Origin of the sequence: Pseudomonas cucumis (assembly GCF_030687935.1) — a bacterium.
Taxonomy (GTDB): Bacteria; Pseudomonadota; Gammaproteobacteria; order Pseudomonadales; family Pseudomonadaceae; genus Aquipseudomonas; species Aquipseudomonas cucumis.
This window is the reverse complement of the sequence record NZ_CP117454.1, coordinates 4,303,216-4,325,750: the sequence shown is the minus strand read 5'-3', so window position 1 is coordinate 4,325,750 and position 22,535 is coordinate 4,303,216. Positions and strand designations below refer to the sequence as shown.

The 22,535-nt window shown below is 59.0% G+C and carries 24 protein-coding genes and 1 rRNA gene; 11 read left to right on the top strand and 14 right to left on the bottom strand.

Annotation, left to right across the window (positions count from 1 at the left end; all coding sequences use genetic code 11):
- Nucleotides 1-97: 97 nt before the first annotated feature.
- The 5 genes from PSH97_RS19560 (at nt 98) to PSH97_RS19540 (ending at nt 4,665) form a co-directional block, all read left to right on the top strand.
- A complete protein-coding gene (locus tag PSH97_RS19560) occupies nt 98-778 on the top strand; it encodes a response regulator (RefSeq protein ID WP_305446333.1) in 681 nt (226 codons plus the stop codon).
- The gene (locus PSH97_RS19555) at nt 775-2,100 is read left to right on the top strand and encodes an ATP-binding protein (RefSeq protein WP_305446332.1); all 1,326 of its coding nucleotides are present in this window, start codon (nt 775-777) and stop codon (nt 2,098-2,100) included. The genes PSH97_RS19560 and PSH97_RS19555 overlap by 4 nt, the downstream gene beginning before the upstream one ends.
- 215 nt (nt 2,101-2,315) lie before the next feature.
- The gene (locus tag PSH97_RS19550; protein WP_305446331.1) at nt 2,316-2,801 is read left to right on the top strand and encodes a GNAT family N-acetyltransferase; all 486 of its coding nucleotides are present in this window, start codon (nt 2,316-2,318) and stop codon (nt 2,799-2,801) included.
- 141 nt (nt 2,802-2,942) lie between these two features.
- The gene (locus tag PSH97_RS19545; protein ID WP_305446330.1) at nt 2,943-4,355 is read left to right on the top strand and encodes an aspartate aminotransferase family protein; all 1,413 of its coding nucleotides are present in this window, start codon (nt 2,943-2,945) and stop codon (nt 4,353-4,355) included.
- 82 nt (nt 4,356-4,437) lie between these two features.
- Complete coding sequence (locus tag PSH97_RS19540) at nt 4,438-4,665, top strand: MbtH family protein (protein ID WP_008006457.1); 228 nt, start codon at nt 4,438-4,440, stop codon at nt 4,663-4,665.
- Between the two features lie 249 nt (nt 4,666-4,914).
- Here PSH97_RS19540 and PSH97_RS19535 read toward each other — a convergent pair whose 3' ends face one another.
- The 10 genes from PSH97_RS19535 to soxR all read right to left on the bottom strand — a co-directional run bounded on the left by PSH97_RS19535 (nt 4,915) and on the right by soxR (nt 12,563).
- Nucleotides 4,915-5,883 (bottom strand): metal ABC transporter substrate-binding protein, encoded by a 969-nt coding sequence (locus tag PSH97_RS19535; protein ID WP_305446329.1) that lies wholly within the window; start codon nt 5,881-5,883, stop codon nt 4,915-4,917.
- Entirely contained in the window at nt 5,884-6,783 is a 900-nt protein-coding gene (locus PSH97_RS19530; protein ID WP_007906536.1) for a metal ABC transporter permease, read from the bottom strand.
- Nucleotides 6,783-7,520 (bottom strand): metal ABC transporter ATP-binding protein, encoded by a 738-nt coding sequence (locus PSH97_RS19525; protein ID WP_305446328.1) that lies wholly within the window; start codon nt 7,518-7,520, stop codon nt 6,783-6,785. Before PSH97_RS19525 ends, PSH97_RS19530 begins: the two co-directional genes overlap by 1 nt.
- On the bottom strand, nt 7,517-8,446 hold the full coding sequence (locus PSH97_RS19520) for a metal ABC transporter substrate-binding protein (RefSeq protein WP_305446327.1): 930 nt from the start codon (nt 8,444-8,446) through the stop codon (nt 7,517-7,519). The genes PSH97_RS19525 and PSH97_RS19520 overlap by 4 nt, the downstream gene beginning before the upstream one ends.
- Before the next feature lie 35 nt (nt 8,447-8,481).
- Complete coding sequence (locus tag PSH97_RS19515; protein ID WP_305449835.1) at nt 8,482-9,057, bottom strand: DUF6162 family protein; 576 nt, start codon at nt 9,055-9,057, stop codon at nt 8,482-8,484.
- An 8-nt stretch (nt 9,058-9,065) separates the two neighbouring features.
- A complete protein-coding gene (locus PSH97_RS19510) occupies nt 9,066-9,386 on the bottom strand; it encodes a hypothetical protein (protein ID WP_305446326.1) in 321 nt (106 codons plus the stop codon).
- A complete protein-coding gene (locus PSH97_RS19505) occupies nt 9,383-9,925 on the bottom strand; it encodes a thiamine pyrophosphate-binding protein (RefSeq protein ID WP_305446325.1) in 543 nt (180 codons plus the stop codon). The genes PSH97_RS19510 and PSH97_RS19505 overlap by 4 nt, the downstream gene beginning before the upstream one ends.
- Nucleotides 9,922-11,127, bottom strand: a complete 1,206-nt coding sequence (locus PSH97_RS19500; protein WP_305446324.1) for a PepSY-associated TM helix domain-containing protein — start codon at nt 11,125-11,127, stop codon at nt 9,922-9,924. Before PSH97_RS19500 ends, PSH97_RS19505 begins: the two co-directional genes overlap by 4 nt.
- A 284-nt stretch (nt 11,128-11,411) precedes the next feature.
- Nucleotides 11,412-11,870 (bottom strand): VOC family protein, encoded by a 459-nt coding sequence (locus PSH97_RS19495; RefSeq protein WP_305446323.1) that lies wholly within the window; start codon nt 11,868-11,870, stop codon nt 11,412-11,414.
- A gap of 243 nt (nt 11,871-12,113) precedes the next feature.
- Nucleotides 12,114-12,563 carry a redox-sensitive transcriptional activator SoxR gene (gene soxR / locus PSH97_RS19490; RefSeq protein WP_305446322.1) on the bottom strand — a complete coding sequence of 150 codons (450 nt, stop codon included), beginning with the start codon at nt 12,561-12,563 and terminating at the stop codon, nt 12,114-12,116.
- A gap of 94 nt (nt 12,564-12,657) precedes the next feature.
- On the opposite strand from soxR, the gene PSH97_RS19485 reads away from it, so the two are divergent.
- From PSH97_RS19485 to PSH97_RS19465, 5 genes are all read left to right on the top strand, one after another.
- Complete coding sequence (locus PSH97_RS19485; RefSeq protein WP_305446321.1) at nt 12,658-13,023, top strand: antibiotic biosynthesis monooxygenase; 366 nt, start codon at nt 12,658-12,660, stop codon at nt 13,021-13,023.
- Between the two features lie 140 nt (nt 13,024-13,163).
- Entirely contained in the window at nt 13,164-13,433 is a 270-nt protein-coding gene (locus tag PSH97_RS19480) for a hypothetical protein (protein WP_305446320.1), read from the top strand.
- Nucleotides 13,434-13,533: 100 nt separating this feature from the next.
- On the top strand, nt 13,534-14,148 hold the full coding sequence (locus PSH97_RS19475; protein ID WP_305446319.1) for a LysE family translocator: 615 nt from the start codon (nt 13,534-13,536) through the stop codon (nt 14,146-14,148).
- Nucleotides 14,149-14,352: 204 nt separating this feature from the next.
- On the top strand, nt 14,353-15,519 hold the full coding sequence (locus PSH97_RS19470; RefSeq protein ID WP_305446318.1) for a cysteine desulfurase family protein: 1,167 nt from the start codon (nt 14,353-14,355) through the stop codon (nt 15,517-15,519).
- A gap of 59 nt (nt 15,520-15,578) precedes the next feature.
- Nucleotides 15,579-17,387, top strand: coding sequence for an aminopeptidase P family protein (locus PSH97_RS19465; RefSeq protein WP_305446317.1), 1,809 nt, complete (start codon nt 15,579-15,581; stop codon nt 17,385-17,387).
- 58 nt (nt 17,388-17,445) lie between these two features.
- On the opposite strand, the gene PSH97_RS19460 is transcribed toward PSH97_RS19465, so the two are convergent.
- The 4 genes from PSH97_RS19460 to rhtA all read right to left on the bottom strand — a co-directional run bounded on the left by PSH97_RS19460 (nt 17,446) and on the right by rhtA (nt 20,256).
- The gene (locus PSH97_RS19460; protein WP_305446316.1) at nt 17,446-18,042 is read right to left on the bottom strand and encodes a 2-hydroxychromene-2-carboxylate isomerase; all 597 of its coding nucleotides are present in this window, start codon (nt 18,040-18,042) and stop codon (nt 17,446-17,448) included.
- A 37-nt stretch (nt 18,043-18,079) separates the two neighbouring features.
- Nucleotides 18,080-18,820 (bottom strand): SDR family oxidoreductase, encoded by a 741-nt coding sequence (locus tag PSH97_RS19455; protein ID WP_305446315.1) that lies wholly within the window; start codon nt 18,818-18,820, stop codon nt 18,080-18,082.
- A 98-nt stretch (nt 18,821-18,918) separates the two neighbouring features.
- Nucleotides 18,919-19,200, bottom strand: a complete 282-nt coding sequence (locus tag PSH97_RS19450; protein WP_038982303.1) for a hypothetical protein — start codon at nt 19,198-19,200, stop codon at nt 18,919-18,921.
- A gap of 168 nt (nt 19,201-19,368) precedes the next feature.
- Complete coding sequence (gene rhtA, locus PSH97_RS19445; protein ID WP_305446314.1) at nt 19,369-20,256, bottom strand: threonine/homoserine exporter RhtA; 888 nt, start codon at nt 20,254-20,256, stop codon at nt 19,369-19,371.
- Between the two features lie 681 nt (nt 20,257-20,937).
- Here rhtA and PSH97_RS19440 point away from each other — a divergent pair.
- Nucleotides 20,938-22,476: ribosomal RNA gene (locus PSH97_RS19440) — 16S ribosomal RNA — on the top strand.
- Nucleotides 22,477-22,535: the final 59 nt, after the last annotated feature.

Genomic DNA, 22,535 nt, shown 5'->3' with positions numbered 1-22,535 from the left:
ATGATTAACCACACTCGCCTTGTGACAATGGCTCTTGCGGCATAATGTCCGCTTAATCGGCTACCGGCCTAATCACCTTTTTTCTACGGGGCTCACCATGCACGTACTGGTTTGCGAAGACGATGAGTTGATCGCCAGCGGCATCGTTGCCGGGCTAACTGCCCAAGGCTTGACCGTGGAGCATGTCGCCACCGCCTCGGCAGCCCGGGCGATGCTCAAGGTTGCCGAATTCGACGTCATGGTGCTCGATCTCGGTCTGCCCGATGAAGACGGCCTGAAGCTGTTGCAGCAATTGCGCCATCATGGCCTGGAAATCCCGGTGCTGATCCTCACCGCGCGGGATTCGGTCACCGACCGGGTCGACGGCCTGCAAGCCGGTGCCGACGACTACTTGCTCAAACCGTTCGACCTGCGCGAACTCGCCGCGCGCCTGCACACCTTGTTGCGACGAGTGGCGGGGCGCAGCGTTAACCTGATCGAACACGGCCGTCTGACCTACGACCCGAGCAGCCGCGAAACCCTGCTCGCAGGCCAGCCGGTGGATTTGTCGCGCCGTGAGCAATCGCTGCTGCAAGCCTTGCTGCACAACCGCGGCCGGGTGCTGTCCACCGAGCAGTTGAAGGACAGCGTCTACGGCTTCAATGATGAGCTGGAGAGCAACGCGCTCAACGTGCATATCCATCATCTACGCAGCAAGCTCGGCAAAGGCATCGTCGAAACGGTGCGCGGCCTGGGCTATCGCCTGGGGCCGGCCGATGGCGGAGAACAATCGAAGTGATGAGCCTGCGTTTGCGGCTGAGCCTGACTCTCGGCGCCGCGTTTGCGCTGATCTGGGCCCTGGCCGCCGCCTGGATGCTCAGTGATCTGCGCAACCAGATGATGTTTTCCCTCGACCAACGGCTGGTGGCGTCGGCGCGGATGGTGGCCGGGCTACTGGAGCAACTGCCGGCGTTGCCGAGCAAGGGCGAGGGGACCCATTTCAGTGCTGAACAGCTGAGCATTCCTGGGGGCATGGCCTGTCAGGTCAGCTCGTTGCGCGGCGAAATCCTGGCCCGCAGCCACAGTAGCCCCGAACAAACCCTGGAAGCCGAAAAAATGGGCTTCCACGATCAAATGATCGACGGTGCACCCTGGCGCAGTTTCACCCTGGCGCGCGGTGATGTGCGCATTACCACCGCCGACCGGCAGATCGAGCGCGAAGCACTGAACATGTCCATTCTGCTGGCGGCCTCGGTGCCGGTCGGCGTGGCGCTGCTGGGCTGCCTGTGCCTGTTGTGGCTCGGCATCGGTCAGGGGCTGGCACCGCTTAATCGCATGCGCGATGCGTTAATGCGCCGCAGCGCCGATTCTTTGGAACCGTTGCAAATCCAGCCGTTGCCCAGCGAACTGCAGCCGCTGCTGGAAACCCAGAATCAGTTGTTCCTGCGCATCGGCAAGACCATCGAGCGCGAACGGCGCCTGACCGGTGATGCCGCGCACGAGTTGCGCAGCCCGCTGACCGCGATCAAAACCCACCTGCAAGTGGCGCGCATGACCGAAGGCAGCGCCCGGGATCAGTCCCTGGCGCGGGCTGAAGAGGGCGCCGACCGGCTGCATCGCACGCTTGAACAATTGCTGCTGCTGGCGCGCGTCGAGGGCAGTCTATCGTTCGATGATGGTGTGCAATGCAGCGCCGAGCAGGTGGCGAAACTGGCGATACAGGATGCAGCCAGCGGTGATCGTCAGCGGATCAAGTTTCAGTTGCCGGTCACGTTCTCCGAGGCGCCGCTGCAAATGCCCGCGGTGCTGTCGATTGCCGCATTGCGCAACTTGCTCGACAACGCCCTGCGCCATACCCCAGGCGATGGGGCAGTGGAGCTGAGCCTGGAAACCACCAACAATCGCGTGCGTTTTTTGGTCCGCGACCACGGCCCGGGGATTGCCGAAGACGACCTGCAACACCTGACCCAACGCTTCTGGCGCAATGGCCAAAGCACCGGTTGCGGCCTTGGCCTGGCGATTGTCCAGGCCATCGTCCAGCGCTGCGGCTGCACTCTGCATTTCGATAGCCGCCCGGATGGCTTACGGGTTGAATTGACGATGCCGTTGCAGCCGGTCTAACCAACAACACAAAACCCTGTGGGAGCGGGCTTGCCCGCGATGGCGGTGTAACAGTCAACATAGATGTTGGATGTTATGGCCTCATCGCGGGCAAGCCTGCTCCCACACTGTTTCTATGTTGCACACCAAATGTAACGCCTCTCCATTAGCCACCCAGCCCCCACAGCGCTATCGTCCCGGGCAGCTTTGACTCAATGGATTGAGGTAACAGCGCCATGGATGCATCGATAAACATCTGCAAGGCAACGCCTGCCGACGCCGGGATCATCAGCCGGATCGTCGAGCGCTCCATTCGTGTCGGCTGCGCGCTCGATCACCGCAACGATCCGCGAACCGTCGCCACCTGGACCCATAACAAAACCATCGAACACGTGCAGCCCTGGCTGACCGACCCACGGTTGTATCTGAACATCGCCCTGCTGCGGGACAAACCGATCGGCGTCGCCATGGCGGCGATCAGCGGCAAGGTCGCGTTTTGTTACGTGCAGCCGGAATGGTTTCGGCGAGGCGCCGGACAAGCGCTGGTGCAGGACCTCGAGACGTGGTTGATCGCTCAGGGTTTGCCTCAGGCGCGGCTCAACAGCACCCGTACCAGCGAGGCGTTTTATCACCGTCTGGGTTACCGGCCGTGCGCTGAAACCTTCACCGTGGCGGGACTCCACGCCATCCCCATGCACAAGGCGCTGTCGTCGCCTTCATAGAAAGCTGATCGAGGGTCTAAATCCTTGAGGTCCTGATGCGTTTCCAGAACAGGAAAACCTGCAAGTGCGCCCCGACCGGAGCGCGCACCTGCCCGGTGTGCAGTTTTGGTCACTATCAACAGCGTATTGAGGGATCGAGAGATGTCAGTCGCTATCAGCCTTATCGAAGATCAGCCGGCCCGGATCGTCCCGACGCCTGCCGAGACGCTTTATCAGTTCAATGAATCGCCGCTGCTGGCCCGTCAGAGCCAGCAGGAATCGAACGCTCGCAGCTACCCGCGACGCATTCCCCTGGCACTCAAGCGTGCCAAGGGCATTTATGTCGAGGACGTCGAAGGGCGCAGTTTCATCGATTGCCTGGCCGGTGCGGGGACGCTGGCCCTGGGGCACAACCATCCAGTGGTGATCGAAGCGATCCAGCAAGTGCTGACCGATGAACTGCCGCTGCACACCCTCGACCTGACCACGCCGGTCAAGGATCAGTTTGTTCAGGACTTGTTCGGTTTGCTGCCGCTGGCATTGGCCGCTGAAGCGAAGATCCAGTTCTGTGGCCCCACCGGCACCGATGCGGTGGAAGCCGCGCTGAAACTGGTGCGCACCGCCACCGGGCGTAGCACGGTTTTGTCGTTCCAGGGCGGTTACCACGGCATGAGCCAGGGCGCGCTGAGCCTGATGGGCAGTCTGGGGCCGAAAAAACCGTTGGGTGCGTTGCTCAGCAGTGGCGTGCAGTTCATGCCATACCCTTACGATTACCGTTGCCCGTTCGGGCTCGGCGGCGCGCAGGGGGTGCAGGTCAACCTGAATTACCTGGAGAACCTGCTGAATGATCCTGAGGCCGGCGTGCAGTTGCCCGCTGCGGTGATCGTCGAAGCGGTGCAGGGCGAGGGCGGGGTGATTCCGGCTGATCTCGATTGGCTGCGTGGCTTGCGACGCATCACCGAGAAGGCCGGCGTAGCGCTGATCGTCGATGAAATCCAGAGCGGTTTTGCCCGCACCGGCAAGATGTTCGCCTTCGAGCACGCCGGGATCATCCCGGACGTGGTGGTGCTGTCCAAAGCCATCGGCGGCAGCCTGCCGCTGGCGGTGGTGGTCTATCGCGACTGGCTCGACACCTGGCTGCCGGGCGCCCATGCCGGAACCTTCCGCGGTAATCAAATGGCCATGGCCGCAGGCTCGGCGGTGATGCACTACCTGACAGAGCACAAGGTTTGCGAGCACGCCGCCGCCATGGGCGAACGCTTGAGCGAACACCTGCACATCCTGCAACGAGACTTTCCGCAGTTGGGCGATATCCGCGGACGCGGCTTGATGCTGGGCGTTGAGTTGGTCGATCCGACTGGCGCGCCGGATGCTCAGGGCCATCCACCGATATTCGCTCGTCTGGCGCCGCTGGTGCAGCGCGAATGCCTCAAGCGCGGGTTGATCCTCGAGCTGGGTGGACGTCACGGCGGTGTCGTGCGTTTCCTGCCGCCGCTGGTGATCACTGCCACAGAAATCGATCGGGTGGCCGACATTTTCGGCAGGGCCATGGCCGCAGCCATCGCCAGCCTCTAAATTTTTTGGTGCCTTGAACGTTCCTTCTACATAACGGCTGCGCACGGCGCGCAGCCCACCCTTACAGCGATGGAGAAACAGCATGACGTCAGTATTCGACCGCGAGGACATCCTCTTTCAGGTCGTGGTCAACCACGAAGAGCAATACTCGATCTGGCCCGACTACAAAGCCGTGCCACAAGGCTGGCGCACCGTGGGCAAGAGCGGGATGAAAAAGGAATGCCTGGCCTACATCGAAGAGGTCTGGACCGACATGCGTCCACTGAGCCTGCGCCAGAAAATGGAAGAACAGGCGGCCGTGGCTCACTGAGCTGTCAAGTGAGACGCGGAGCGTCTCTGGCTGCATTCCCACGCAGAGCGCGGGAACGAAAAGCCCGCTGATCCGGTGACGGTCAGCGGGCTTTTTCAGGCCTGGAGGTTTATGTCGCCTGTCAGACCGTCATCGCGGGCAAGCCCGCTCCCACAGTGGATTGGTGTTGTTGCATAAATAGAGTGAACACCACAAATCCCTGTGGGAGCGGGCTTGCCCGCGATGAACGATTACACGGTTCAACTGACGTTACACCCCGCTCAACCCCTTGATCACCAAATCCACATTCCCTTCCAATTCGGCCACCGGATCCACCGCATCGACACTTAACATCACCAACCGACTGCCAGCCTCGGCAATCACCGCTTTCACCGCGTCCGACGGCTGGCGATGATGCAACACCACCGCTACGTCATTGTCCTTGAGCGTTGCGCCCAATTGCTTGAGCGCCTCAGGCGTCCACTCGGCATCCGGCCGTGCATCGAGGCCGATCAGCTCAAGGTTGAGGCCGCCGATCAGGTAACCGAAATGATCGCTCAAGCTCATCACACTCAGGTTGTCGGCACTGGCCAGTCGTGACTCGCTGTCGGCGCTGAGCTTGAGCAAGCGCTGTTTGAGCGCTGCCAGGTTGGCGTCGATCTTAGGCTTGGCTGCTGGCGCCAGGCGCACCAGGTCTGCCGCCATCACATCCGCCATCCGCCCCATGTTGTTGCTGGCCAACCAAGGCTGACTGTTCAAACCATCGACCTTGCCAGGCTGCACGGCGATGCCAGGCAGGGCGCCGTCCACCGGACGGGCGGCGTCGATTTCAATGATGCGGATATTGCTGCGGCGAGCGTTCGGGTACAGCGGATCGTCCGGCCATAGCGAGCGCAGGCCGATGACCGCATCGGCACCGGTTGCCAGTTTACTGAGCGCCGGAGCGCCACGACCGGTGAAATAAGCGGTCTGTCGGCTGCCGGGCAGGTTGGCCGGCGCGGCGCGCTCAAGGCTGACATCGGTGCCCTCCAACAGCAGGGCACCCAGACCGTAGGTAACAGGCAACGCCGCCAGGACCAGCACTTTGTGAGTTGAAGTCGAGGCGAACAGCGCGGTGTTACCGACACCGTGATTGGCCACCAGACGCATCGGTTCGAAGGCGTCGGTGGCGAATGCGTTGAACGAGGCTGGCCCACACAAGGTCACCGCCAGGGTCAATTGACGCAGAGAAAAAGACATTTATCCGAGATTCCCTTTCAGACTTGGAACGATGCCGCGAGCAATCGCGGCCAGGGCGAACGCGATACCGGCCACCAGAATGATCGCGGCACCGGACGGTATGGGCAGGTCAAAAACAATCGGCGCGAGAATTCCGCACAGCGTGCTCACCGTGGCGATCAGCACCGAACACCAGAAGAAACCCTTCAGCGACTGGCTGAGCAAGCGCGCGGCCGCTGCTGGAATCACCAACAGGGCACCGACCAGAATTGCGCCAATGACTTTCACTGCCGCCACCGTAATCAGGGTCACCAGGATCACGAACAGGTAATCCAGGGTTTTCACCGCCACACCGCGTACCGCCGCCAGTTGTGGGTTGAAACTGGCGAGCATGATGCGGTTGTACAGCGGCAGGGCCAGCGCCATCACCAGTGAACCAACGATCGCCAATACCAGCAGGTCGTTGCCGTTGACCGTCAGCACCGAACCGAACAGCACGTTTTCCAGAATGTGCACATTGATCTTGCCCGCCAGAATCAACAACAGGCTGGCGCCCAAGGCCAACGACACGGAAAGAAACACACCGATCAAAGTATCCGGCGCCAGCCCCGTGCGATTACGCAGGTAGTTGAGCAGAATGCCGAACAGCAGGCAGTAACCGAACAGGCTGCCATAAGGCCCGGTGTAGGGTTCGCCGAGCAGAATGCCGATGGCCACGCCGGTCAGTGCCGCATGGCCCACGGCTTCGGAGAAAAACGCGAAGCGCTTGACCACCACCAGCGTACCCAAGCCGCCCAACACCGGGCCGATCAACAGCCCGGCGAGCAGCGCGTTGACCACAAATCCATAGGCCAGCGCTTCCGGCAGGTAACCCGACGAGGCCCAACCCTGGACCATCAAACGAAAGGCTTCGTAACTCATCAGGCAGCACTCCGGGGATGGGTCGAGAACAAGGTCAGTAATCGCTCCGGGGTCAGTGCCTGTTTCGGTGTGGCATCGAACAGCACCCGGCGATTGAGGCCGGTGACCCGGTCCGCCAGGCGCCCGACCGCTTCCAGATCATGCTCGATCCACAGCACGGTAATGCCGCTTTGGCGCCAGTCGCTCAGTAGCTGTTCGAACACCTGAATGCCGGCCTCATCCAGAGCCGACATCGGTTCGTCGAGCACCAGCAACTGTGGCGCCGGAATCAGCCCTTGGGCCAACAAAACGCGCTGGCGCTCACCGCCGGAGAGGGCGCCCATGCGCCGCTTGCGCTTGTCCTGCATGCCGACCCGTTCCAGCGCTTCGCCGATGGCCACCGCGTAATGTTTGCTCAACCCGAGGAACGCCGGGCGCCGCTGGCACATGGCGGCCATGAAGTCATCGACAGTCATCGGTAAACCGCGATCGAATTCCAGCGCCTGGGGCACGTAGCCGATGGTCCCGGGATCACCAGGCCATAGCAGGCTAAGGCGACCCTGATGCGGCATTTGTCCCAGCAGGGTCTTGATCAGCGAACTTTTGCCGCCACCGTTGGGACCGACCAGTGCATGCACGCTGCCGGGCTGGACTTGAAAGGTCACCTTGTCGAGGATCGTCGTGCGACCCAGCGTGAGGCTCACCGCGGCGAAGTCGAGGGTCGGGCCGTAAGCGATCAGGGTTTCTTGAGCAGTCATGCGCCGGACTCCTGAATCGCCCGGACCACGGTATTGAGGTTGCCGGTCATTTCTTTTTCGTACTTGTCGGCGGTGTATTCGCCATAGGAAATGTGCGACAGCGGGTACAGCTTCACCCCGGATTCACGCTGGATGGTCTCGACGTAGGAGGACGGGAAATCCATCTCCGAGAAGATCACTTTCACGTCCAGCTCCCGCAGTTGATCGATGGTCTTTTTCAGCTGGCTAGGGCTTGGTTCGATGCCGTGGGCCGGCTCGACCACGGCGGTCACTTCCAGGCCGAACTCGCGCAGCAAATAGTCGTAGGCGGCATGGACGGTGGCCACGCGCAACTCGGCATTTGGCGCCTGGGTCAGTTTTGCCAGGGCGTCGGCGCGCATCTGCCGCAGGCGTTTGCCGTAGGCGCGGGCGTTCTGGGTGTAGGTTTTGGCGTTGGTCGGGTCGAGCTTGCCCAGTTCCCGGGCGATGTTGTTGACCTGGGCAATGGAAGCACTGATCGACAGGAACGTATGCGGATTGACCACCTTGCCGGCACCGCGGGCAGCAACGCCGGTGGCGGCTAGCAGGGGCACGTTTTCGTTGGCTTCGATCACCTTGATGTTCGGGGTTTCGCTGGCGGCGATCATGCGGTCGGCGAAGTCGTCATGGCCCACGCCGTTGAGCACGACCACGTCCAGTCCACCGATGCGTTTGATGTCCTCGGCCCGAGGTTCGTAGGCATGAGGGTTGAAACCGGCCGGGATCAGCGGCACCACTTCGGCCTTGTCACCGACGATGTTGGCCACGTAACTGTAATAAGGGTGCAGGGTGATGCCGATGCGCAGGCGCTTGGTTTCATCGGCACTGGTCAGTGGTGTCAGTAAACAGGTAAGCAGGCCGACCAGCAGCAGGCGAAAAAAGGAAGGACGTTGAGATGAACTAGGCATGGGAAAGCGGTCTTCTCTCGGGTGAAGGCGAGGGTTCAATGCCGATGCTGGCGGGTGACGCCGGCATCGAATTGCGCGACGATCTGCTGCCAGCCGGCGCCGTTGAGTGCCGCATCAGTGAGATCGTTCGGTGCGGCGAGGGCGTTACCGCGGTTGAGCCAGATGTCTGGCGCCGTGTCGTCTTCAGCGGTCAAACGCATCAAAAACGAACCGGCGACGGTTGGAGTCTGACTCTGGCCGAAGTACGCCTTGGCGCCCAGCAACTGCCAGGCATGACCGCCACGACTGACAGAACTGGCGTCCCGGGCAAACGGCGCAAAGCCTTCATCGGCGAGGGTGGCGGGTGTGGGCAGCGCCTGCTGTTCCTGACGCAACAGATGGATTTCATCCAGCGTGACCCGCAGGTCGGCGTAAATACCTTGCTCGGATGCGCTCAGATCACGACGGGCATCCAGCTGATGGCTGCCCACGCTGCTCACTTCCTGAGCCTCGCCACGCCAGGCGACTACCGAGCCGGCAACGGCCAGGATCATCAGGCACAACAGCAACACATAGAGGGTTTCATGGCCGGCACCGGCCGGGCGAACAACTTGGGTGGTGGGCGAGGTCATGCTCATGTTCAGGGCGCCTCGATGTCGGCTTGGTCGATCTCGACGACATGGCCGGGACCGGCGTCGAACAGCACATAGAACTCAGCACCGGGCTTCTTGAACGTCAGGGTCGAATCGGCGCCGAGCTTGCCCGGCACCAGAATGGTTTCGTCGTAGCCGATCACGTCCAGGGTCACTCCTGGTGCGCCGCTGCCGTCGGAAAAACCGCCGGTGCATTGAATCTGTTCAGCGTCGATGGCCTTGCATTCGCACATCGGGTTATGGGCCAGTGCGGCGGTGCTGAAGGCTGCGCAGAACATCAATAGAGCGGGGCGAAAAGCGTTGATCATGGTTTGCCTCCTTGTTTGTTCAGCCATGCGAGAGTGGCCGGGGATGCCTGGCTCAGGGGGATGGACGCTTGATGCATGGCACCGTCCCAGCCTTCCATGGTGATCCACAGCTCGGCATCGGCTTTAGTCTTCTCAGGCACTGGCAGCATCGCGCCCATGCGGTAAGGTGTACCGAAGAAAATCGCCCCGGCCGCGCGCAGGCTGCGGGGTTTGCCGATGCGCAGATAAGTCGCCTTGACCTGATCGCGACAGCGTTCGCACAGCGCTGCGTTGAAGCCTTTCATGTAGCCCGCCGGGCCGGTCAATCGTGGCGCTTCGTTACGCAGTTCGGCCAGTTGCAGGCTCCAGGGGCCGACCTGGATTTCGCCGATTTCCCGCTCTCCCAGTCCGCTGTCGCCGCGAAACAGCGAGGCGTCGGCAAAGTATTTGGGCATGAAGCCCAAAGGGATCAGCAGCAAGAAAATGTTGATGTGGAAGCGCCATTTGCGCCAGAGCAGGCTCACCCGGGAAGGCTGCGGTGCAGTGATCGTCTTGTTCAAAGGTTGCCCTCCGGAGTCTGTTGGTTCATGACCGTTTGCGGTCTCGACACCGGGCGCGGCGCCTTGTTGCTGCGCTTGAACGCATTGGCGGTGGCCAGGGCGGTGCGTTTGGTCCAGATCAGCAACCCGCTGAGCACCATCATGCTCAGCAGCAAACCGAAGAAGAACCAGATCAGCTTGATCCAGATCCCGCCAAAGTCACCGGTGTGCAACGGACGCATCGATTCGGTCACGAATTCCAGGCCGGTGCGATCGCTCAGCAACCGCGTGCTGGCGATATCGCCGTTGTACGGGTTGACCTCGGCCGTCTGGAACATCAGCGGATACCAGCTGCGACCTCCCACTGACAGGTGGCTGTAAGCGTTGCTCGGCAAGGTGACGAAACTGGCATCGAGTCCGGGGATCTGCTCTTGAGCGACCTTGATGGCCTGGTCCAGATTGATCATCGGGGCCGGCTTTCCGGTGCTGGTCAGCGGCACGCTTTCGCGCGAGACGACCGACACCACCGGTTCTGTGGTAATCGAAATCTGGTTGTCGAACAGAATCGCCTTGATCAGGAACCAGACACCGGTGATTGAGATCACCGCGATGAACCAGATCGACCAGATGCCGCTGAGCCGGTGAAAATCGCCCCAGAAAATCCGCGCGCCATGACGAATGCGCAGGGTCGGTCGGAAGAAGCCTTTCCAGAACCGTTTGTAGACCACCAGCCCGGTCACCAGCGACGCCAGCATCGGCAGCGCGAGAAACGACACCAGATACCAGCCCCAGCTATAGCCGTTGGTGAACGGCACCAGCCACCAGCCATGCAGTGCGCGGGTGAACGCCTTGAAGTTGAATTGTGGCGCGGTGCCCTGAATCACCCCGCTGTAGGGGTTCACATAGACTGTCACCGAGCGTCCATCCGGGTAACTGACGTCCACGTCCAGGGCGAAATGCGACTCGTCGGGGCGACTGATGCCCTGGACCAGTGTCTGGGGCTCGGCCTTTTTGATGGCGGCGATGATCTCGTCATAATTGAGCCGCGGCGCATCGTCCGAAGGCGGGCTGGCACGCATTTGCGGGTTGGCCAGCCAGACGATTTCCTGACTGACCACCGCCAGCGTGCCAGTCACACAGACGATCAATACAAAGAACCAGATGGGCAGCGCCAGCCAGCTATGGACCAGAAACCAGAGTTTTGAGCGGGATTTCTTCGACATGATTAAAGGTCTTGTTTCGATGAGAGGACCACTGCTGCGGGCTTCCCAGCGTTGGGGTCCGTGAAAAGTCCGGCCGTGGCTTTTGCCTACGCGACCGACTGCATCTAAATAAGACGTATGAGCATCGGAAATCCCGAAAGGGGATATGAAAGTAAATGTTTCGTATTGCTGCTGCCCAGGGCGGGCTTGCTCACGATAGCGATCTGACAGTCAAAATAGAGGTTGAATGTGATGGCCTCATCGCGGGCTTGCCCGCGATGAGACCCGATCATGCACCGAAGATCTCAACCCTGCTTAAACATCTCCTTCGCCCGCTGTTCGATCTGTTCCTGAGTCAGATCCTCTTTATGCGTGGCCAAAAACCACAGATGCCCATAGGGGTCCTTCAAAGTCCCCGAACGGTCTCCATAAAATTGGTCCTTGACCTCGGACACCACCGTGGCACCGGCATCGATGGCCTGTTTAAAGGACTTGTCCACATCGTTCACATACAGATGCAGACCCACGGACGGCGACTTGTCCGGGTTGCTCAATGGACCCTGGTCGCAGGGTGTGCCAAGCATGATCGGGCAGTCGCCGATACGCAGCTCAGCGTGCCCGATGCCGCCATCGGGCATGGACAGGCGCATGACTTCGGTGGCGTTAAAGGCTTTTTTATAGAAGTCGATGGCTTCGGCAGCTTTCTGAATGCCCAGATAAGGGGTGATGCTGTGGTAACCCTCTGGAATAGGTTTTACGCTCATGACGGTTCTCCTTTTGTTGTGGGGTTAAGGTGTTCCTTCGCCGATTTCCGGTCGAATAACTATAGGTCAGCCCTTTTCCCGCAACCGAGTGCCCGACGAGCAGCAGTGCCACTGTTCAGCGATCAATCGACCACACCGATCGCTCCCACGCTCTGCATGGGAATGCCTCAATGGACGCTCTGCGTCCGCTGTTGGGACGCGGAGCGTCCCCGGGCTGCATTCCTTTGCTGCGCGTGGGAACGATCATGAGAGCAGCTGCGCCCCCGGTCCTTGCTCACCCAACACATCACCAAAGTTACGCAGCGGACACGCCTCCATCGACAAGCATCCACACCCGATACACCCATTGAGCTTGTCCCGCAGCAGGGTCAGTTGATTGATCCGCTCATCCAGATCCCGGCTCCACTGGGCCGACAACACCTTCCAGTCTGCTGCTGTCGGTGCACGGTTATCCGGCAGGGATTTCAACGCCTCGCCGATCTCCGCGAGCGGAATCCCCAAGCGCTGGGCCACTTTGATCAGCGCCACCCGGCGCAACACTTCCCGCGGATAACGCCGCTGATTGCCTTGATTGCGATTGCTTTTGATCAGGCCTTTGGATTCATAGAAATGCAGCGCCGTGACCGCCACACCACTGCGGGCGGCCACTTGGCCGACGGTCAGTTCTTTATGCAGGTTTTGTGAGGTGATCATTTAAAAAATGCCCCTTGACCTCTAGTTAGCTCGAGGTTTTACCCTGCAGGCCTTCGGATCGCAAGATCCGGCTTACAGTGAGTGGGGACTATTCATGCACGCACCAGAGAAGAATCGCAGCTTCACCCAACTGATCGAATTCGAGATCGAGCCCCGTCAGCAGGCCGCGCTGGTGTCGGCACTGTCGGCGCACACCGAACGTCTGGCCCAGAGCTACCCAGGTTTCTTGAGTGCCAACATCCAGGCCAGCGACGATGGCCGGCGGGTGCTCAACTACCTGCAATGGCAATCCCGCGAAGCCGGAGAAGCTGCCTTTCAGAGCTTCGAAAGCGGCGAGCAGGATTTCTGGCAGCTGATTCGCGCCCATCGGGCGAAAACCGTCACTTTCGGCTCATTTCAGGTGCTGCATAGCTTGGCGCTTAGTCACGACAATGCACTGCACTGCACGCTGATTGGCTAAATCGACAATTGCATCAAACGTTCGCCCTGCAGGCGCTTACCAAAGTCGATAGCGACTATCGAGAGCGTTGATTTCTACCCTTCGAGCGGCACCGGTAGCCTGTGTTCATTGCCCTGAACCCAGATCACCGGACACCCGAAATGAAATCACTATTCGCCACTATCTTATCGCTCGCCATCTCCGTTCTAGCCGGATGTGCCACCCATGTTTCACCGGAACTGCGGCCCTACACTGCTGAAGAAACCCGGGAACTGGCGCTGGAGGCCTTGAATCGTCGTGGCTTGTCCTTCGATGAGTACCACGCGAAGAAAGCCGAATTGCTCGGCCAACCGCCAAAATCGTTCAGCTTCGACAAACAAGGCGAGATGAACGCCGAACGCGCAGTACAGCTGCATGGTCGTCCAAGCTGAGCGACGACTGTACTGCCCGAACTTTCACGCAACTGTCCATGGGTTTCCTTCAAGGCGTGCGATAGGGTCAATATCTGACTGACCCTGATGGACTGCCTCCATGACACTTTCGCTCGACCTGCTGCTGGGCTTTGCCCTGTTTGCTCTTGTCACCTCAATCACCCCCGGCCCGAACAACACCATGTTGCTGGCATCGGGCGTGAATTTCGGTTTTCACCGCACCATTCCCCACATGCTGGGCATCACCTGCGGCTTCTTCGTTCTGGTGGTCGCCGTCGGTTTCGGCCTGGGCACGGTGTTTCAAACCTATCCAATGCTGTACACCATGTTGCGCTATGCCGGCGCGGCGTATTTGCTGTACCTGGCATGGAAGATTGCTCATTCCGGTCCGGTAGCCGAGGGTGAACAGGGCGAGGGCAAGCCGATCAGTTATTTGGGCGCGGCAGCGTTTCAATGGGTCAACCCCAAAGCCTGGATCATGGCCATCGGAGCCATCAGCACCTACACGCCGATGCAGGGCTATTTCACCAATGTGATTGTGATTGCCGCGGTCTTCGCCTTGATCAACCTGCCAAGTGTCGGGGTGTGGGCCGGTTGCGGCACGCTATTGCGCAATGTGTTGCGCGATCGCCGCTGGTTGCGGCTGTTCAACTGGGGAATGGCCTTGTTGTTGGTGGCTTCGCTGTATCCGTTAATGCTCGAAAGTTTTAGCTGACGCATTGCTTCATCCGGTGGCCCGATGCCTGTTAAGCTCGACTTCAGGAGCGTTCCTACGCACTTTTAAATGAAGTTGTTCTTCTTTAATGGCCTCCGATCAGGTATTGCTGTCGTTCTGAAAATTCGGTGTCGCTCATGAGGCGCGCTTTGAAACTTCCAGTGACGAGCTTCCTGATCCCGGAACACGCTCTGCGAGTCTTTTATGAATAAACGTCCGTTGTATTTCGACTACGCCGCCACCACGCCGGTGGATGAGCGGGTCATCAAGGTCATGGTCGAGTGTCTGGGTTTCACCGGTAATTTCGGCAATCCAGCGTCCAGTTCCCACGTCTTCGGCCAACAGGCCCGGCAATCGGTTGACCAAGCACGGTACCAGGTCGCCGAGTTGGTGGGGGCTCAGGCGGAGCAGATTGTCTGGACCTCCGGCGCCACCGAATCCAACAACCTTGCCCTCAAGGGCGTGGCCCAGGCCCGCGGCGTGTCCGGCGGACACATCATCACCAGCCAGATCGAACACAAAGCGATTCTCGACACTGCAAAACAGTTGCAGGACGCAGGCGTTGCGGTGACGTATCTGGTGCCCGATGCCGAAGGCCTGATTACCCCGCAAGCGGTCAGCGAAGCGATGCGTGAGGACACCTTTCTGGTGTCATTGATGCTAGTCAATAACGAACTGGGCACCCTCAACGACATCCCGGCCATTGGCCAGGTGGTGCGTAATCGCGATGCGTTGTTCCACGTTGATGCGGCTCAGGGCGCGGGTAAAGTGGCGATCGATCTGGCCCGGTGGCCGGTGGATTTGATGTCGTTCTCGGCGCACAAGGTCTACGGTCCCAAAGGCATCGGCGCGCTGTATGTCGGCCCGCGTGCGCAGCAACGTCTGCAGGCGCAGATCCACGGCGGCGGTCACGAGGGCGGGTTGCGTTCCGGCACGCTGGCGACGCACCAGATTGCCGCAATGGGAGCAGCGTTCGCGTTGGCGGCCACCTCGTTCGATGAAGAAAAAGCCACCATCGCGCGTCTGCGTGAACGCTTGCTCGAACCTTTGCTGAGCATTCCCGGCGTGCGTCTCAATGGCAGTCCGACCCAGCGCATTCCCCATACCCTGAGCCTGACTTTCAATGAAGGCGAGTTCAGTTCCGCGGCTTTGAGCACATCGATCGCGTTTTCCGCGACCTCGGCCTGTAATTCCGCCAGCAATGCGCCGTCCCATGTGCTGCTGGCCCTGGGACATGACGCTCGCTCGGCCAGTCGCACCATTCGCTTGAGCCTGGGGCGTTTCACCACCGAACAGGATATCGATCAAGCGGTACACCTGATTAAAGCAGCTTGCGCCAGTGCTCCGGCATTCTGGGCGACAGGACCTTAAAAGCGCTGACGTCGATCGGCACTCAACAATAATGATGAAAGTGGTTAGCAGGAGACACGATGAGTACGCAGCCTTCGATCAATGGATCGGTGCCCCAGCGCCTGTCGCAAATCCGTGAACTGATGAGCCGGGAGGGCATTCATGCTCTGCTGGTGCCGTCGGCCGACCCGCACCTGTCGGAATACCTGCCGGGCTATTGGCAGGGACGGCAGTGGCTGTCGGGTTTTCATGGTTCGGTGGGCACGCTGATCGTCACGCCGGATTTTGCCGGCGTCTGGGCCGATAGCCGCTATTGGGAACAAGCGAGCAAGGAACTCAGGGGCAGCGGCATCGAGCTGGTCAAGCTGCAACCGGGTCAACCCGGCCCGCTCGATTGGCTGGCCGAACAAACCCCTGAAGGCGGGGTCGTCGCAGTCGATGGGGCGGTGATTGCCGTGGCGTCGGCGCGTACCCTGAGCGGCAAACTCGAAGAACGCGGCGCACGTCTGCGCACCGACATCGATCTGCTGAATGACGTCTGGAGTGACCGTCCGAGTCTGCCAAACGAGCCAATCTATCAACACTTGCCGCCTCAGGCGACGGTCAGCCGTGGCGAAAAACTCGCCAAACTGCGTGAGGTGCTGAAAGAGCGCGGTGCCGACTGGCACTTCATCGCCACCCTTGATGACATCGCCTGGCTGTTCAACCTGCGCGGCGGCGATGTGTCGTTCAACCCGGTGTTCGTGTCCTACGCCTTGATCAGCCAACAGCAGGCCACCTTGTTCGTCGCCCTGAGCAAAGTGAGCGCCGAGCTGCGCGCCATTCTCGAACAGGACGGCGTGACCCTGCGCGATTACAGCGAAGTAACCGCCGCTTTGCGCGCCGTGCCGAGCGGCGAGAGCCTGCAAGTCGATCCGGCGCGGGTGACGGCGGGTCTGTTGGATAACCTGAGCAGCGGCGTGAAATTGCTCGAAGGCCTGAACCCGACCACCCTGGCCAAGTCGCAGAAAAGCCTGGCCGATGCCGAGCACATTCGGCGGGCCATGGAGCAGGATGGCGCGGCGCTGTGCGAATTCTTCGCCTGGCTGGAAGCGGCCTTGGGGCGTGAACGCATCACCGAACTGACCATCGACGAACACCTGACCGCGGCGCGTACCCGACGCCCGGATTATGTGTCGCTGAGCTTCAACACCATTGCCGCGTTTAACGCCAACGGTGCGATGCCGCACTACCACGCCACCGAAGAAGAGCACGCGGTGATCGAAGGTGACGGCCTGTTGCTGATTGACTCCGGCGGCCAATACCTGGGCGGTACCACCGACATCACCCGAATGGTGCCGGTGGGTACGCCAACTGACGAACAGAAGCGCGATTGCACCCGAGTGCTCAAAGGCGTGATTGCACTCTCTCGTGCACAGTTCCCACGAGGCATTCTGTCGCCGTTGCTGGACGCTATTGCCCGCGCACCGATCTGGGCCGAAAGCGTCGACTACGGTCACGGCACCGGTCACGGCGTTGGCTACTTCCTCAATGTTCACGAAGGCCCGCAAGTCATCGCCTATCAGGCCGCGGCGGCACCGCAAACCGCGATGCAGCCAGGCATGATCACGTCCATCGAGCCGGGCACTTATCGTCCGGGTCGCTGGGGTGTGCGGATCGAGAATCTGGTGTTGAATCGTGAAGCAGGCAAGAGCGAATTCGGTGAGTTCCTGAAATTCGAAACCCTGACCCTGTGCCCGATCGACACCCGTTGCCTGGAACCGTCGCTGCTGACCGAAGACGAAAAGCAATGGTTCAACGGCTATCATGCCGAGGTGCGTGAACGCTTGAGCCCGTTGCTCGACGGGGCGGCCCTAGAATGGTTGAACACCCGAACCGCGGCTATTTGAGCGGTTTGAGTTCAGGCGCTGTTTTCAGCGCCTGGCTCAGGTCATAGGCAGGCGCGGACTATTGCGCATGCAGGGCTTCAAGGACGAAGTCCAGCCGATCCTGGCCGAAGAACAACTGACCCTCGACAAACATGCTCGGCGCACCGAATACGCCACGTCGCACCGCTTCCTCGGTGTTTTCCTTGAGAGCGGTTTTGACGGCCTCATCGGCGGTCAGTGCCAGCACCTCATTCGGATCGAAACCCTTTTGCGTCAACACGGCGGCGATGGTTGCTGGATCATCGAGGCTGCGTCCTTCAACCCATAGGGCATGAAACAGGCAATCAATAAACGCCTGAAAACGTTCGGGATGACGCAGTTGCATCCCTGTGACAGCACGCATCAGCATCAATGTATTGATCGGGAAGTTCGGATTGAACTTCAGCGGTACGCCATAGCGTTTGGCATAGCGGTCCAGGTCCTGAAACATGTAGCGACCCTTGGCCGGTGCGGTAATGGGAGAAACATTGCCGGTAACTTTGAAGACACCGCCCAGCAGCATCGGTCTGTAGATCAGCTGACTATCGGTCTGTTCGCAGATCTTCCGCAATTGGGTATAGGCCAGGTAAGTGGCGGGGCTGCCGAGGTCGAAAAAGAACTCCACGGTTTTGCTCATGGTCGATGTGCTCTTCTTATTGTTGGAAGGGGAGGGCTTACCAGCGTTCGTTCCAGGGGCGCAGATCCAGCTCGAAGGTCCAGGCGTCCCGTGGCTGGCTGTGCAGGTACCAAAAGTTGTCGGCGATGTGCTCGGGATTGAGGATGCCGTCCTGATCCTTGGTCGCGTATTTTTCTGGAAAATTGTCGCGGATAAAGTCGGTGTCGATGGCTCCATCAACGACGACGTGGGCGACATGAATGTTTATCGGTCCCAATTCGCGGGCCATGCTTTGCGCCAGGGCGCGAATCCCGTGTTTGGCACCTGCGAAGGCGGCGAAACCCGCGGCGCCGCGTAAGCCAGCAGTGGCGCCGGTGAACAGGATCGTGCCCCGGCGGCGGATGACCATGCGCTTGGCCACTTCACGGGCGTTGAGAAACCCTGAGAAACAGGCCATTTCCCAAATCTTGAAATACTTGCGGGCGGTTTCTTCGAGAATACTGCACGGCACATTGGCGCCGATATTGAAGACGAACGCTTCAATGGGGCCGAGCCCGGTTTCGATCTGCTCGATGAGCGCTATCACGTCTTCTTCATTGCGCGCATCGCAGGCAAAACCGTGAGACTCCCCACCACTGGCTGTGATGGACTCTACCAATGGCTGGAGTTTGTCTGCGCTGCGACGTGTGACGCAGGCGACATAACCTTCACGGGCAAAACGTTTGGCGATGGCGCCGCCGGTGGCATCGCCTGCGCCGACAACCAATACGATTTTTTTGTTATTGATAGCGGTGGTCATGGATATCGCCCTTTGCTGAACGGTCATTGACTGACAAACGTTAGCAGCATCCGGGCGAAGCGCCTGTCGGGCTGTGCAAGCCTGACAGGAAGGAAGAGTTATTTGCAGATGACGATCATGCTGCGGCTGGTATAGCCGGCAGGGTTGAGGCCGAACGGATAGTCACCGGGTTCTTCCACAGCATCCCCGGACTTGGCGATGACCTTGTATCCCTTGGGCGCACACGAATTGGCGGCGCTGGTGTAGCACTTGTCCCACGAGGACGAGAGCCCCGAACAGTTGATATGCAGCCCTCTCTTGCCATGTTTCGTCTGGGGTTTCGAGGTCGCCGCGCAGCCCGCAATTGCAAGTACGGCGATCAGTATCAAAATTCGTTTCATTACTATCCTTAATAGCGGCCCCGGATCTGTGCCTGGGTCTGCCTGCATTCGCTTTTGCTTGAAGCGTTCTGATATCCCTATCTGAAAAAATCCATGTCTGACACTGAGTTACATAGCCTAAACATGGCCTAATTGAGCGGTAAATACCAGACCTTCGTCAATCTCGTTTCAATCCGCTGCGATCACAGGCTTGGCGGTACTCCCCATGGTCATGGTCGCGCCGACGGAAGCCAGAATGATGCACAGGATAGCCATCCACTGTGACAGTGAAAGGTATTCCTGGAGGAACAACAGGCCGGACAGCGCGCCGATCGCAGGTTCGATGCTCATTAACGTACCGAAGGTCCGGGTTGGAATCCGTGTGAGGGCGACCATCTCCAAGGTATAGGGCAGAGCGGTGGACAGAATGGCGACCCCAATGGCCACGGGAATCAACGAGGGTGTCAGTAACGCGGCGCCAGCGTGGACAATGCCGATGGGCGCTACGAACAGGGCGGCAATCATCACGCCCAATGCTGCTGTCTGTACCCCATGATCAGCACCAGCCTTTTGGCCGAACAGAATGTACAACGCCCAGCAGACACCAGCACCCAGCGCATAACCTGCACCGACCAGGTCGATGCCTGTAGTTGTGGCGCCTGTCGGAATCAATAGCAGTAAACCCAACGCTGCCAGAGCGATCCATAAAAAGTCGATCGCTCGGCGTGAGGCATAGATAGCGACTGCCAATGGGCCGGTGAACTCCAGGGCTACGGCGATACCCAGGGGGACTGTGCGCAAGGACATATAGAAGAGGAAGTTCATGCCGCCCAATGCCATCCCGTAGACGATAACGGTGCGCAGGGATTTCGCGGTGAGCTTTGCTCGCCATGGGCGCAATAGCAGCAGCATGATCACGCTGGCAAAGATCAGTCGCAGGGTGGTCGTTCCTTGAGCACCGATAACCGGGAACATGCTTTTGGCCAGGGAGGCTCCGGACTGGATCGATGCCATGGCTATCAAGAGCAGGCCAACCGAGAACAGGGTCGAGGCAAAGCTGCGGGGGCGGTCATTCATTGCGTGGCATCGTCCGAAGTAGCAAGCGAGAGTATTGTTTTATATGTTGGGCAATATACTGCGCATTCGTTGCGGGCGCGTCTATATATAAGCAGGGTTTTTGAACATCCTGATAGAAAACCCAAATCAGGGGTTGACGGCAGATTCTGGAAGTCTATAATTCGCCCCACTTCCGGCGCAGTCGAAACGGAAAACTCCTTGGTAAACAAAGAGTTATGCGGTTTTCGGCAGCGGTTACGCTTCAGTTCATCGAAGTCAGAAGGAGTTGAAAGGGCGGTGTTGTTTGGCTCTTTTGACGGTTCGATCTTCTCGGTCGAAAGCGGAGAAAAAGAGGTGTTGACAGCAGCGAGTAACGCTGTAGAATTCGCCTCCCGCTAACGAGAGATCGGAAGCGCAAGTGGTTGAAGTTGTTAAGGATTTCCAAGCGAAACCTTGAAAACTTCTGAAAATAACCGCTTGACAGCAACAGAGGCTGCTGTAGAATGCGCGCCTCGGTTGAGACGAAAGATCTTAACCAACCGCTCTTTAACAACTGAATCAAGCAATTCGTGTGGGTGCTTGTGGAGTCAGACTGATAGTCAACAAGATTATCAGCATCACAAGTTACTCCGCGAGAAATCAAAGATGTAACCAACGATTGCTGAGCCAAGTTTAGGGTTTCTTAAAAACCCAAAGATGTTTGAACTGAAGAGTTTGATCATGGCTCAGATTGAACGCTGGCGGCAGGCCTAACACATGCAAGTCGAGCGGCAGCACGGGTACTTGTACCTGGTGGCGAGCGGCGGACGGGTGAGTAATGCCTAGGAATCTGCCTGATAGTGGGGGATAACGCTCGGAAACGGACGCTAATACCGCATACGTCCTACGGGAGAAAGCAGGGGACCTTCGGGCCTTGCGCTATCAGATGAGCCTAGGTCGGATTAGCTAGTTGGTGAGGTAATGGCTCACCAAGGCGACGATCCGTAACTGGTCTGAGAGGATGATCAGTCACACTGGAACTGAGACACGGTCCAGACTCCTACGGGAGGCAGCAGTGGGGAATATTGGACAATGGGCGAAAGCCTGATCCAGCCATGCCGCGTGTGTGAAGAAGGTCTTCGGATTGTAAAGCACTTTAAGTTGGGAGGAAGGGCAGTTACCTAATACGTAATTGTTTTGACGTTACCGACAGAATAAGCACCGGCTAACTCTGTGCCAGCAGCCGCGGTAATACAGAGGGTGCAAGCGTTAATCGGAATTACTGGGCGTAAAGCGCGCGTAGGTGGTTCGTTAAGTTGGATGTGAAATCCCCGGGCTCAACCTGGGAACTGCATTCAAAACTGACGAGCTAGAGTATGGTAGAGGGTGGTGGAATTTCCTGTGTAGCGGTGAAATGCGTAGATATAGGAAGGAACACCAGTGGCGAAGGCGACCACCTGGACTGATACTGACACTGAGGTGCGAAAGCGTGGGGAGCAAACAGGATTAGATACCCTGGTAGTCCACGCCGTAAACGATGTCAACTAGCCGTTGGGAGCCTTGAGCTCTTAGTGGCGCAGCTAACGCATTAAGTTGACCGCCTGGGGAGTACGGCCGCAAGGTTAAAACTCAAATGAATTGACGGGGGCCCGCACAAGCGGTGGAGCATGTGGTTTAATTCGAAGCAACGCGAAGAACCTTACCAGGCCTTGACATCCAATGAACTTTCCAGAGATGGATTGGTGCCTTCGGGAACATTGAGACAGGTGCTGCATGGCTGTCGTCAGCTCGTGTCGTGAGATGTTGGGTTAAGTCCCGTAACGAGCGCAACCCTTGTCCTTAGTTACCAGCACGTAATGGTGGGCACTCTAAGGAGACTGCCGGTGACAAACCGGAGGAAGGTGGGGATGACGTCAAGTCATCATGGCCCTTACGGCCTGGGCTACACACGTGCTACAATGGTCGGTACAGAGGGTTGCCAAGCCGCGAGGTGGAGCTAATCCCAGAAAACCGATCGTAGTCCGGATCGCAGTCTGCAACTCGACTGCGTGAAGTCGGAATCGCTAGTAATCGCGAATCAGAATGTCGCGGTGAATACGTTCCCGGGCCTTGTACACACCGCCCGTCACACCATGGGAGTGGGTTGCACCAGAAGTAGCTAGTCTAACCTTCGGGAGGACGGTTACCACGGTGTGATTCATGACTGGGGTGAAGTCGTAACAAGGTAGCCGTAGGGGAACCTGCGGCTGGATCACCTCCTTAATCGACGACATCAGCTGCTCCATAAGTTCCCACACGAATTGCTTGATTCATTGAAGAAG

Coding starts and splice junctions, on each gene's coding strand:
- PSH97_RS19460 (WP_305446316.1), bottom strand. CDS start 18,042: ATGAGCAAAACCGTGGAGTTCTTTTTCGACCTCGGCAGCCCCGCCACT.
- PSH97_RS19525 (WP_305446328.1), bottom strand. CDS start 7,520: ATGACTGCTCAAGAAACCCTGATCGCTTACGGCCCGACCCTCGACTTC.
- PSH97_RS19545 (WP_305446330.1), top strand. CDS start 2,943: ATGTCAGTCGCTATCAGCCTTATCGAAGATCAGCCGGCCCGGATCGTC.
- PSH97_RS19450 (WP_038982303.1), bottom strand. CDS start 19,200: ATGAAACGAATTTTGATACTGATCGCCGTACTTGCAATTGCGGGCTGC.
- PSH97_RS19480 (WP_305446320.1), top strand. CDS start 13,164: ATGAAATCACTATTCGCCACTATCTTATCGCTCGCCATCTCCGTTCTA.
- PSH97_RS19475 (WP_305446319.1), top strand. CDS start 13,534: ATGACACTTTCGCTCGACCTGCTGCTGGGCTTTGCCCTGTTTGCTCTT.
- PSH97_RS19470 (WP_305446318.1), top strand. CDS start 14,353: ATGAATAAACGTCCGTTGTATTTCGACTACGCCGCCACCACGCCGGTG.
- PSH97_RS19515 (WP_305449835.1), bottom strand. CDS start 9,057: ATGACCTCGCCCACCACCCAAGTTGTTCGCCCGGCCGGTGCCGGCCAT.
- PSH97_RS19520 (WP_305446327.1), bottom strand. CDS start 8,446: ATGCCTAGTTCATCTCAACGTCCTTCCTTTTTTCGCCTGCTGCTGGTC.
- PSH97_RS19550 (WP_305446331.1), top strand. CDS start 2,316: ATGGATGCATCGATAAACATCTGCAAGGCAACGCCTGCCGACGCCGGG.
- PSH97_RS19510 (WP_305446326.1), bottom strand. CDS start 9,386: ATGATCAACGCTTTTCGCCCCGCTCTATTGATGTTCTGCGCAGCCTTC.
- PSH97_RS19485 (WP_305446321.1), top strand. CDS start 12,658: ATGCACGCACCAGAGAAGAATCGCAGCTTCACCCAACTGATCGAATTC.
- soxR (WP_305446322.1), bottom strand. CDS start 12,563: ATGATCACCTCACAAAACCTGCATAAAGAACTGACCGTCGGCCAAGTG.
- PSH97_RS19455 (WP_305446315.1), bottom strand. CDS start 18,820: ATGACCACCGCTATCAATAACAAAAAAATCGTATTGGTTGTCGGCGCA.
- PSH97_RS19495 (WP_305446323.1), bottom strand. CDS start 11,870: ATGAGCGTAAAACCTATTCCAGAGGGTTACCACAGCATCACCCCTTAT.
- PSH97_RS19500 (WP_305446324.1), bottom strand. CDS start 11,127: ATGTCGAAGAAATCCCGCTCAAAACTCTGGTTTCTGGTCCATAGCTGG.
- PSH97_RS19465 (WP_305446317.1), top strand. CDS start 15,579: ATGAGTACGCAGCCTTCGATCAATGGATCGGTGCCCCAGCGCCTGTCG.
- PSH97_RS19530 (WP_007906536.1), bottom strand. CDS start 6,783: ATGAGTTACGAAGCCTTTCGTTTGATGGTCCAGGGTTGGGCCTCGTCG.
- PSH97_RS19560 (WP_305446333.1), top strand. CDS start 98: ATGCACGTACTGGTTTGCGAAGACGATGAGTTGATCGCCAGCGGCATC.
- rhtA (WP_305446314.1), bottom strand. CDS start 20,256: ATGAATGACCGCCCCCGCAGCTTTGCCTCGACCCTGTTCTCGGTTGGC.
- PSH97_RS19540 (WP_008006457.1), top strand. CDS start 4,438: ATGACGTCAGTATTCGACCGCGAGGACATCCTCTTTCAGGTCGTGGTC.
- PSH97_RS19535 (WP_305446329.1), bottom strand. CDS start 5,883: ATGTCTTTTTCTCTGCGTCAATTGACCCTGGCGGTGACCTTGTGTGGG.